The sequence below is a fragment of the Butyrivibrio sp. AE3009 genome (assembly GCF_000420845.1).
Taxonomy (GTDB): domain Bacteria; phylum Bacillota; class Clostridia; order Lachnospirales; family Lachnospiraceae; genus Butyrivibrio.
The window spans coordinates 1-9,319 of sequence record NZ_ATVS01000065.1 but is presented as its reverse complement, the minus strand read 5'-3'; the positions used below and the strand labels follow the sequence as shown (position 1 = coordinate 9,319).

Below are 9,319 nucleotides of genomic sequence, written 5' to 3'. Positions count from 1 at the left end.
CACAGCGCTTCCTATTCCTCTTGATGCTCCTGTAATCAGTACTTTTCTGTTCATTGCGCTCCCTTCCCCAATAAACAATCGATGGCATAGGGCTTACTCCGTTGCAAATAACTCTCGCAAGCCTATGTCATCATTATATGATATACGAATTGCTCCATGACTAAAGTCATTTTCGCAATTCTGCAAATATTCGGAAACCGCTAATTTACTGCGTAAATTGCTTATTCCTCATATTTGTTCGGGTCATAAAGTCAAAATGCTTAACATGCAAGCATGTACGCATTTTTGACTTTTGACACCCATATCATTATATATAAAAGCCAACCTCCTGTCATTTGGGAAGTTGGCTTTTGAAGGCATTTTTTTGTCGGTACACGGATGGAATCAGCAGTGTTTCAAGGCCTCTATGACGGTCTCCTCAACGAAGGGCTTGGATACGAACTCCGCGGCTCCAAGTTTAACGGCCTCCATCATTTTTTCCTTCTGACCCGCTGCGGTTATCATGACAACCTTGGCATCGGGGCTGTTTCTTTTGATGAGCTTGAGGCAATCTATACCGTCCATAACAGGCATTGTGATATCAAGGGTAACTATGTCGGGTTTAAGCTTAACAAATTCATCAAAGCCCTCCTGACCGTTAACGGCTTCGCCTGCGATGGCATAACCTGCTCTTTCCAATATATCCTTAAGTATTCTTCTGGAAGTTCTTGAATCGTCTACAATAAGTACGTTCTTCATATATTCACCCCGCTCATTAACTAATTCGCATGTTCTCGGAGATTGCGATCATATACTTGACCTCTCCCTGACAGATGTATACCGGCATTACCCAGATCTCGTCGCAGCTGGCCTCGCTGAAGGATACCTTGAACTCAGGGGGCTCCAGCTCTATTTTGCTATCGTTCCAGCTCTGCTCCGTGGCATAGAGACCGTTGATACAGTTGATCAGCTCACAGACAGCGTCCAGGGCATCCTCTCTGGTCTCGATGAACTCCTCCTTGGTGTAGGCAACTGCCATCCTCTGGACATCTTCATATTTACCGGTAATGGCAACTGTGGCTTTCTGATCTCCGTGGAGCTTCTGGAAGCCCATAACCTCTTCCTTGAAGCTTCTTACTTTATAGGCCTTTCCGACATAAACATGGGAATCAACCAATCTGTACATGTTCTTGATGCCCATGACGAACATCTGGCGGTACAGAGGATTCTCGGTATTTACAAAAATCGGAACTATCTTGGCCACGTCACCGGTCTTGAGGGCAGCCATATCAGACTCCGTAAAGCCATTAGCCTTCTGAAAATTCATCTCCGCCTCATAAATCTGTTCAAGAGGCAGATAATTTGTATCCACAAGGGCCTGCACAAAAGCAAGATAGCCGTTGCCCTGCAGCTCCAAAAGGCGTCCAACCTGAGTTTCGGTGAGATACCCCTTCTCGATGGCAATGTCACCAAAACGTTTGTCCACAGTTGCCTGAAGAGCATTGACCTGCTCTGCCTGTGCTATGGTCATGAGCTTCTCGGAAACGGCGATAACACCCAATTTGGCCCTGTTGGCCTCCTGCAATTGATAAACCTGGGAAAGTTGTAATTTATTGATCAGATTCTGCTCCAGCAGATATCTACCGATTATTCTGTCAAACATACTTGTTTACTCCAAGAAAAAGGAAAACGGATATTGGTCTACATCTTATATTGTAGACTAATATCCGTTAACAAACAAGTTATATATTGTATTATATTATTCTTTTGGCTCCTCGAATTCTTCTTCGTTTCTCTTCTCGTTGAGCCTTGTCATTGCCTGGTCGAGAGCTTTTTTGACCATTGCTTCCTCGGACTGGTTGGCTGCGGAAACAGGTCTTCCTGCGCCCTTTTTCTTGTTCATGACATCTGCCTGGTGGCCTGCCATCTCAAGAAGCATCATCTTGTCCTTGGGAATGATGATCTGCTGGCCATGAGGATTGATGCGGATTCCGTCCTTGTCAGCAACGAACTTGAGTATATCCTGATAGGTGAATACTGCTGCGTTCCATACTTCGTCCTGAGGCTTCTTGGAGAATTCGATCATATCTGTGAAGATAGGCAGATACTGCTTGTCATCAGGTGTCTTCATAACAAGAAATCTTATCTTGGTGTCCTTGTTGAACTTCATCTTGCCATCTTCAAGGACCTCAACGGGGCCCTCATGCTGCATAGGTACGATGAACTGAGAACTCCTGACAAGTGAGAGCATTCTCATCTCCTTGGCCTTAAGAACCTCAGCTCTCTTCTCATAATTAACGGGCCATCTGAGCTCTCCGAGGAAATCCAGCATTGCAAAGCTAAGTCCGGGATTAACCGGTGCGTTGTCCTTACTTGCCTCTGCGTTCCAGTCGCCGGGTGCAGCAACGATCTCATTTCTCTTGAATCTTGCTCTGTATGCTCCGTTATCCACAAAGAGGTTCTCTATACCGATGTAATACAGATAGTCAAAGAAGCCTCTCTTCTGTCCTGTGGGATCGTTCTCATTCTCGACCTTGATCTCTCTTACAAGGAGCTTTCTGAACTGCTTGGAGAAAAGCTGTGCTCCTCTCTCTGCAAGCTCTTTTTCAAAATAGACATTACCAAAGCCGTGGTCGATGAAAGGATAGCCTGTAGCGCCATCGTAGAGAACGTACAGAATCTTGGAATCACGGACTCTATTAAGGAGCTCGTTATATACCTTTCTGTGGTTCTTCTCAAACTCAGGAAGAGGTGATGCCTTGTGATAAACCTCCTGAGCGGTCAGAAGGAATAACAGTTCCTGGTTGGACAGAGTCTTAAGTGACTCAGGTGACAGGTCCTCTTCATAGATCATGGGACCGATCTCGTCCTTCTTCTCATCACTTACGGTGTCTTCAAAGGAAGCACCTTCAACGTCCTTAACATTGACGGGATTGAGCCTTGGGGCTGTGGGCCAGGTAAGGTCCTCGTGTGCCTTGATAAGCTCCTCACGTTCTTTCTCTTTTTTCTCAAGTGCGGCTTTCTCAGCGGCAGCCTCTGCCTCTGCAGCCTTGTTTTTACCCCCGAATAAATCAAAAATACCCATTTACATTTGTTCCTCTTTCTATAAAACTGATGTCATTATATATGAAACCCTTCAGGTTTTTCAACTCTCAAAGAAAGTTTGTGAAACCCTTGCAAGATACTCAGGGTCCTTGCTTCCCGCGCTCTCGTAGGGTGAGTGCATGGCAAGCTGTGCAAGGCCTATATCCACTGTGCTGACGGCAACCTGCTGGGTGGAAATGTTGCCCAGAGTTGAGCCGCCGGCCATATCTGATCTGTTGGTGAAGGTCTGGTAAGGGACTCCCGCCTTGTTGCAAAGAGCCTTGAATCTGGCTGCGGATACGGCGTCTGTTGTATATTTCTGGTTGGCGTGGAACTTGATAACAATTCCCTTATTAATAACGGGACGGTTCACGGGATCAGCCTTCTCTGCGTGATTGGGATGAACAGCGTGGGCGTTGTCGGCGGAGATCATGAAGCTGTCTGCAACTGCCATGTGGTACTCCTCCAAGGTGCGGCCAAGGCTGTAGTTAATCCTGGTGAGGGTGTCCTTAAGGAAGGTTGATGCTGCGCCCTGCTTGGTGGTGCTGCCGACTTCTTCGTTGTCGAATACGCAGTGAACGCTGCAATAATCGGTAGGCTCAGCGGCAAGGAAGCCCTCGAAGGTGGTGTATACACACTCCTGATCGTCAAGTCTTGCGCTTCCGATGAACTCCTCGTTTGCGCCCCAGACTGTGGGTTTAACTCTGTTGCACAGGAACAGGTCATGACCAAGGATGTCTTCTGTTTTGACACCGGCTGCCTTAGCTACTATTTCAAAGAGCTTGTCCTTGGAGGAGGCATCTCCTATGATCGGAAGCATATCCACCTGGGCGTTGTACTTGTAGCCATCGTTGGCTTCTCTGTTCATGTGGATCGCAAGCGCAGGGATCATGAGAAGATCTCTGTCCACGTAGACGAGCTTGGTCTTGATGCCGGCTTTTTTGTCAGCTACGATCACTCTGCCTGCAACGGAGAGAGGTCTGTCAAACCACTGAGCGCAGAGCATGCCGCCGTATTTTTCTACGTTTAATTTAACATAGGCGCCGTCTGCGGCAATCTCCGGGTTCTCCTTGATCTTGAAGGAGGGGGAGTCGCTGTGGCTGGCGATCATGTTAAAGCCCCTAAAGTCCTTCTTAGGAATCTTGAAGGAAATGATCGAAGAGTCGTTTCTTGTCACAAAGAACTTGCCGGGAGTAAGCTTCCAGTTCTCGCTCTCCTTAAGTTCCTTGAAGCCTTCCTTTGCAAGTTTTTTCTTAAGATTATCGATGACATGGAAGCAGCTGGGGCTCTCATCGATGAAATCCAGCATTCTCCTTGTTACATCGTCATAAATGTTCTGTGTTTTTTTAGCCATAAATATTTCCTCTTTTTAGACTTATCTGTTTTTCTCCCGCAATTCTACATCATTATAAGGACTTTGTCATCTTAATAAAAAAAGGTTTGTAATACTGCGGTGTTATGATATAATGTAAGCGCTTACACGTATAAGGCACAATAGCTACGGGGAAAAATAGTTTTATAGAAACGGGGTAATTATGACAAGAGAAGAAACCTACAAAATGCTCAGCGAGTACGTTGATTATCTGCTGGCAAACTCTGACGCAGAGCATCCTATGTGGAACATTGAACATGTACTTGGAGGTAAGCCCAACAAGTGGAATTACATAGACGGATGCATGATCACCAGCATACTGTCACTGTATGATATGACAGGAGACAAAAAGTATCTTGATTTTGCCGACAGTTTTGTAGGCTGGTTCGTTCAGGAGGACGGTTCCATCAAGACTTACAGCACTGCTGAGTACAATCTTGATAACATCAATCCATCCAAGAACCTTTTTAAATTATATGAATACACAGGCAAGGAGAAATACCGCAAGGCCATGGATACCGTAAGGGCGCAGCTTGAGACCATGCCCCGCACCAAGGCCGGTAACTTCTGGCACAAGAACATCTATCCCTACCAGGTATGGCTGGATGGAATGTATATGGCGCAGCCTTTCTATATGGAATATGAAAAGAGATTCAACAAGATGCAGGGCTGCCTTGATTCCTTCAGACAGTTCAAGAATGTTGAGGCTCTTATGAAGGATGCCAAGACAGGACTCTACTACCACGGCTACGATGAGAGCCGTAAGATGTACTGGGCTGACAAGGAGACGGGCTGCAGCCCCAACTTCTGGTTAAGAGCTCTTGGCTGGTTCACAGTGGCTCTCGTTGATACAGCTGAGGCCATGGACGAGTCAATGTACTACGAGCTTCGCTATCTGCAGACAATGCTGAAGAACCTGGCTGATGCACTTATTCCTTTCCAGGATGAGAGCGGAATGTTCTATCAGGTTGTGGACAAGACAGATGATGAGAGAAACTACCTTGAGACCTCAGGAACAGCGCTTATCGCCTATGGACTTTTGAAGGGTGTGCGTCTTGGATATCTTCCCAAGAGATTTGAAGAGGTTGCTATGAAGGCCTTCGACGGAATCACAGAGAAGTACCTGTCCCGCAACGAAGACGGTTCACCTAAGCTTGGCGGAATCTGCCTGGTGGCAGGTCTTGGCGGACCTCAGCACAGAGATGGCTCACTGGAGTATTATTTCTCAGAGCCTGTAGTTGAGAATGAAGCCAAAGGTGTTGCACCGCTGATCCTCGCCTATACTGAAATGTTGAGAAGACAGTAAAGCATCGCTGATTAAAAAACGCTTCTACCTTGTTATGGGTAGAAGCGTATTTTTAATTGGTCGGTTTCTTCACAGGATTCTTCAGCCAATCTCGTTAAGGCGTTATAGTATTTGCCGAGGAGTCGGGCTGCGATTGTGGTGTTATAGAAGATTATATTCCAACCTTCAGCTGATTCTGTCAGGATGTCGTGTAAGGCATCAAGGTTTCTGCCGTAGTAGTCGGGAAGAGGAAGCTCTTTTGCAAGGAGATCCTGAAGCTCGTCCTTGGTGGTTACTTCGCTCATATCGATATAAAATACTTTTTCCTGCATGATGATCCTCCTGTATCATAGGCGTTATCTGATTATCAAACAGCAATTGTCTACGGTTCATATAGAAGTTCAAAGCTCTCGTAGTGGTCATCGGTGTAGTAGATGTAGCCGTCATCGGAATAGATGATTCGTTTGGCGCCGCGACTGCTTTTTCCGAGGGTGTCGATGTCACATTCGTGGTATTCCTTGTCCTCGGGAAGGAGACCCTCGTAGTTGCCGAAGTAGTCACCGCCGATGGCTTTGCCGGGTGCATAGTCCTCTATGCTTCCGCCGGTCCAGCCTAGCTTCTTGGCTTCCTTCTTGGTTATGAAGTTGGAAGGGAGCTTGCCGTAGGTGTGAAGGTATAGGGCAACTTCGTCTTTGCTGCTGTAGGTTCCGTCTTCGGGAAGTGCAGTGTTAGTGGTCGTTTCCGAAGTTATCGTTTCGATGGTTGCAGCCTCGGTAGTCGCTGTCTCGGTAGTCGCAGCCTCAGTAGTCGATGGCTCGGCGGCCGACGGTTCCGATATATCCTCCGAGGCTATGTCGCCTTGGGATAGTTGGGGCTCCCCCTCATCATCGATTAGGTTCACCGCGCTCTCAAAGGAAACAAGTTCCGATGCCCCATCCGCGGTAGTCTGTATCCTTCCGCTCTGCGCATTCCTTCCGCAGCCTATAGCCATAAGGATCAGCGCCATTATCAGCGCAAAAACACTGCCTCCGGCCAGTTTTCTTCTAACTTTTCTCATCATTACGAAATCCTTTATTATGTTGAAGTGACAGGCACTTTAGTTAATTAAAGTGACAGGCACTTTGTTATGATAAAGTCTGCTTTTGAGCCTAGTTCCCGGGCTGTGGATTCGTCAATTTCTTTGACCCAGGGGTTCTTATGTGATAAGTCTATGATATCACCGTTTGCGGTGACACTGCCATATTCTCCAAAGAATGTATCAGGCTGGTCTTTGCTGATGGCACCCCAGCCGGAGAAACGCTCAGGTGCTATAGCCTTATCCATTGTGCAGCTTAAGAATACTGCCTTGGCTTCATCTCTCCAGGGGCGGCCCAGGAATACGGAATTATCGCTGCAGCCGGCAGCGCCGTGGATGCGGCAGTTTCTGAATATCATTCCGATGTTGCCGGAAAGGCCACAGGGAGCAGTGATGTAACCGTTAATCTCTTCATTCCTGTTATTGCAGGTAATATCGCAGTCGTCAAAAACAGCATCTGCTCCGCCGAAGATAAAATCCACATCTCCGGTGATACGGCAGTTCTTGTAGTACTGCTTGGTAAGAACACGCTCTGTCATAACTCTCGGTCCCATGAAGCCGTTCTTCTGCCTCTCGGTCATAGGAAGCGGTGCCATGAACAGTGTGTCCTGACAGCCTTCCAGATCTACGTTCTCAAAAATACACTCCCTCGCATCCGCATATACTGCCAGCGCCTGTCCTGCTGTCCGACCATCTCCTGCAGTATTTCTAATGGTCATATCCTTAACAACACATCGCTCTCCGCCCAAAAATGCGGTATAAGATCTGAAAGTCCCTCTTTTGGAACCATCCGCCATCTCATCAAAGGCTCCATCGCCATACTCCAAAACAGTCTTCCCCGGCCCTTCTCCAATAAAACTAATATTCTTTTTCTCAGAGAAAATTTTCTCCCTATAAGTCCCTTCCCCAATACGGATTACAGCCTCCTCTCCATAGGGAACAGCCTGAATCGCCTCAGTTATAGTAGAAAAGTCTCCATTTACAGGAGCAACATGTATTTCTAACATTTTTGTACCTCATTATTACGTATAATAATTCAATTTAGAAAAATAAGACGTAGTCCAATTTTTGCATTACGTCTTATTTGTCATGCTTTGATATCTGACGTAGTCCTATAAGATTTGTTTACAGTAATGTCCATATAATGGTGTAAATTTATAAATTAATATTAAAAGAGCCAAAGGCTCACCTTTAGGTATAATTAAATCACCACAATCAAATTAACCGGAGGTATAGCTCAATGGCTCAACTAAATATTACTTTAAACCAAGAAGAAATACTACAGTTACTTTCATCAAATCGTGATGATGCATTTAAAAAGCTTCTACAGGACAGCTTGAACAGCATCCTTCAAGCTGAATCTACAGAACAACTCAAAGCAGAAAAATACGAGCGTTCTGAAGACCGAACTGACAGCCGTAATGGCACCAGAGAGCGCCAGTTGATTACTCGTCTTGGTAAGATTGAGTTAGTAGTTCCCAGGCATAGAGATGTTCCATTCAAGTCACTTATATTTGATAATTACCAGAGAAGTGAGGCTGCTCTTGTAGCAAGTATGGCCGAAATGGTGGTTGCCGGTGTATCTACCAGAAAAGTAGCAAAGGTTGTCGAAACATTATGTGGCACTTCCTACTCAAAGTCTATGGTGTCGGAGGTATGCAAGGATCTGGACGTCATTGTTAATGAATTTCGTAACAGACCGCTGACCAATGCATATCCATTTGTCCTTATAGATGCTACTTATTTCAAGGTACGTAATGACCACAGAATCGTATCAAAGGCCTTCATGGTAGCTTATGCCACAAATACTGAAGGCAAGCGTGAAGTCATTGGATTTGACCTGTTTGATAACGAAACAAACAATACATGGTTCATGTTCATCGAGTCACTTAGAAAACGTGGCCTGCACGGAGTGAGAGTCATTACTTCCGATGCTCATCCTGGTATCCTTTATGCAATAAAGAAGGTCTTCCCTGAAGTTCCATGGCAAAGATGTCAAACTCATTTCTCAAGAAATATACTTGATAAAACGCCCAATAAGTATCAAAAAGGGCTCCATTCCGAGTTGCTTGAAATGTATCACGCTTCAACTATCTCAGAGGCAAGAAAGATCCGAGACCGCATAATAGGTGATTACAGTGATGTTGCGCCAGCAGCTATGGAATGTCTAGACGCGGGATTCGAAAGTGCAATGACAGTAATGGTATTGCCAGAACGCCTTAGGATCTATCATCGAACATCAAATCACATAGAGCGTCTTAACAGAGAACTAAAGCGCCGCTCAACAGTGATTGGAGTATTCCCTAATGATGCTTCTGTAATAAGAATCATGGGGAGCGTGCTTATGGATGTTCACGAAGCATTTGCTTCAGCAACTACATCTGGTTACCCCAAGAAGCAGCTACAAACAGTAGATGACTACATTCCTCAGCTTAAAGAAATAGCCGTGGAACAGCTGAAACTATTGGCGGCATAGCGCCGATTAGCACCTAAAGGTAATTTACACACAAAAAAGGACTTGACC

9 protein-coding genes are annotated in these 9,319 nt (G+C 45.8%); 2 read left to right on the top strand and 7 right to left on the bottom strand.

All coding sequences use genetic code 11. The features are described 5' to 3' along the window. Positions 1-384 precede the first annotated feature (384 nt). The 4 genes from G588_RS0117670 to G588_RS0117655 form a co-directional block, all read right to left on the bottom strand. A complete protein-coding gene (locus tag G588_RS0117670; RefSeq protein ID WP_022780021.1) occupies positions 385-738 on the bottom strand; it encodes a response regulator in 354 nt (117 codons plus the stop codon). 16 nt (positions 739-754) lie between these two features. Then, positions 755-1,642 carry a chemotaxis protein CheX gene (locus G588_RS0117665; RefSeq protein ID WP_022780020.1) on the bottom strand — a complete coding sequence of 296 codons (888 nt, stop codon included), beginning with the start codon at positions 1,640-1,642 and terminating at the stop codon, positions 755-757. 96 nt (positions 1,643-1,738) lie between these two features. Further along, the gene (locus G588_RS0117660; protein WP_022780019.1) at positions 1,739-3,064 is read right to left on the bottom strand and encodes an SseB family protein; all 1,326 of its coding nucleotides are present in this window, start codon (positions 3,062-3,064) and stop codon (positions 1,739-1,741) included. Between the two features lie 60 nt (positions 3,065-3,124). After that, positions 3,125-4,417, bottom strand: a complete 1,293-nt coding sequence (locus G588_RS0117655; RefSeq protein ID WP_022780018.1) for a M18 family aminopeptidase — start codon at positions 4,415-4,417, stop codon at positions 3,125-3,127. Between the two features lie 181 nt (positions 4,418-4,598). Here G588_RS0117655 and G588_RS0117650 point away from each other — a divergent pair, with 181 nt between their 5' ends. After that, positions 4,599-5,741, top strand: a complete 1,143-nt coding sequence (locus G588_RS0117650; protein ID WP_022780017.1) for a glycoside hydrolase family 88/105 protein — start codon at positions 4,599-4,601, stop codon at positions 5,739-5,741. Positions 5,742-5,773: 32 nt separating this feature from the next. On the opposite strand, the gene G588_RS20870 is transcribed toward G588_RS0117650, so the two are convergent. From G588_RS20870 to G588_RS0117635, 3 genes are read right to left on the bottom strand one after another with little or no spacing between them, the layout of a single operon-like run. Next, entirely contained in the window at positions 5,774-6,052 is a 279-nt protein-coding gene (locus G588_RS20870) for a barstar family protein (RefSeq protein WP_022780016.1), read from the bottom strand. A gap of 50 nt (positions 6,053-6,102) precedes the next feature. Further along, entirely contained in the window at positions 6,103-6,780 is a 678-nt protein-coding gene (locus tag G588_RS23205) for a ribonuclease domain-containing protein (RefSeq protein WP_242830392.1), read from the bottom strand. A 44-nt stretch (positions 6,781-6,824) separates the two neighbouring features. Next, on the bottom strand, positions 6,825-7,802 hold the full coding sequence (locus G588_RS0117635) for a pectinesterase family protein (RefSeq protein WP_022780014.1): 978 nt from the start codon (positions 7,800-7,802) through the stop codon (positions 6,825-6,827). A 233-nt stretch (positions 7,803-8,035) separates the two neighbouring features. Between G588_RS0117635 and G588_RS0117630 the strand changes: the two genes are divergently transcribed. Continuing rightward, positions 8,036-9,271: an IS256 family transposase gene (locus tag G588_RS0117630; RefSeq protein WP_022777606.1), complete on the top strand. Its 1,236-nt coding sequence runs from the start codon at positions 8,036-8,038 to the stop codon at positions 9,269-9,271. Positions 9,272-9,319: the final 48 nt, after the last annotated feature.

Bases quoted from the DNA above. Each gene is read 5' to 3' on its own strand.
- G588_RS0117670 (WP_022780021.1), bottom strand. From the start codon at position 738: ATGAAGAACGTACTTATTGTAGACGATTCAAGAACTTCCAGAAGAATA.
- G588_RS0117665 (WP_022780020.1), bottom strand. From the start codon at position 1,642: ATGTTTGACAGAATAATCGGTAGATATCTGCTGGAGCAGAATCTGATC.
- G588_RS0117660 (WP_022780019.1), bottom strand. From the start codon at position 3,064: ATGGGTATTTTTGATTTATTCGGGGGTAAAAACAAGGCTGCAGAGGCA.
- G588_RS0117655 (WP_022780018.1), bottom strand. From the start codon at position 4,417: ATGGCTAAAAAAACACAGAACATTTATGACGATGTAACAAGGAGAATG.
- G588_RS0117650 (WP_022780017.1), top strand. From the start codon at position 4,599: ATGACAAGAGAAGAAACCTACAAAATGCTCAGCGAGTACGTTGATTAT.
- G588_RS20870 (WP_022780016.1), bottom strand. From the start codon at position 6,052: ATGCAGGAAAAAGTATTTTATATCGATATGAGCGAAGTAACCACCAAG.
- G588_RS23205 (WP_242830392.1), bottom strand. From the start codon at position 6,780: ATGATGAGAAAAGTTAGAAGAAAACTGGCCGGAGGCAGTGTTTTTGCG.
- G588_RS0117635 (WP_022780014.1), bottom strand. From the start codon at position 7,802: ATGTTAGAAATACATGTTGCTCCTGTAAATGGAGACTTTTCTACTATA.
- G588_RS0117630 (WP_022777606.1), top strand. From the start codon at position 8,036: ATGGCTCAACTAAATATTACTTTAAACCAAGAAGAAATACTACAGTTA.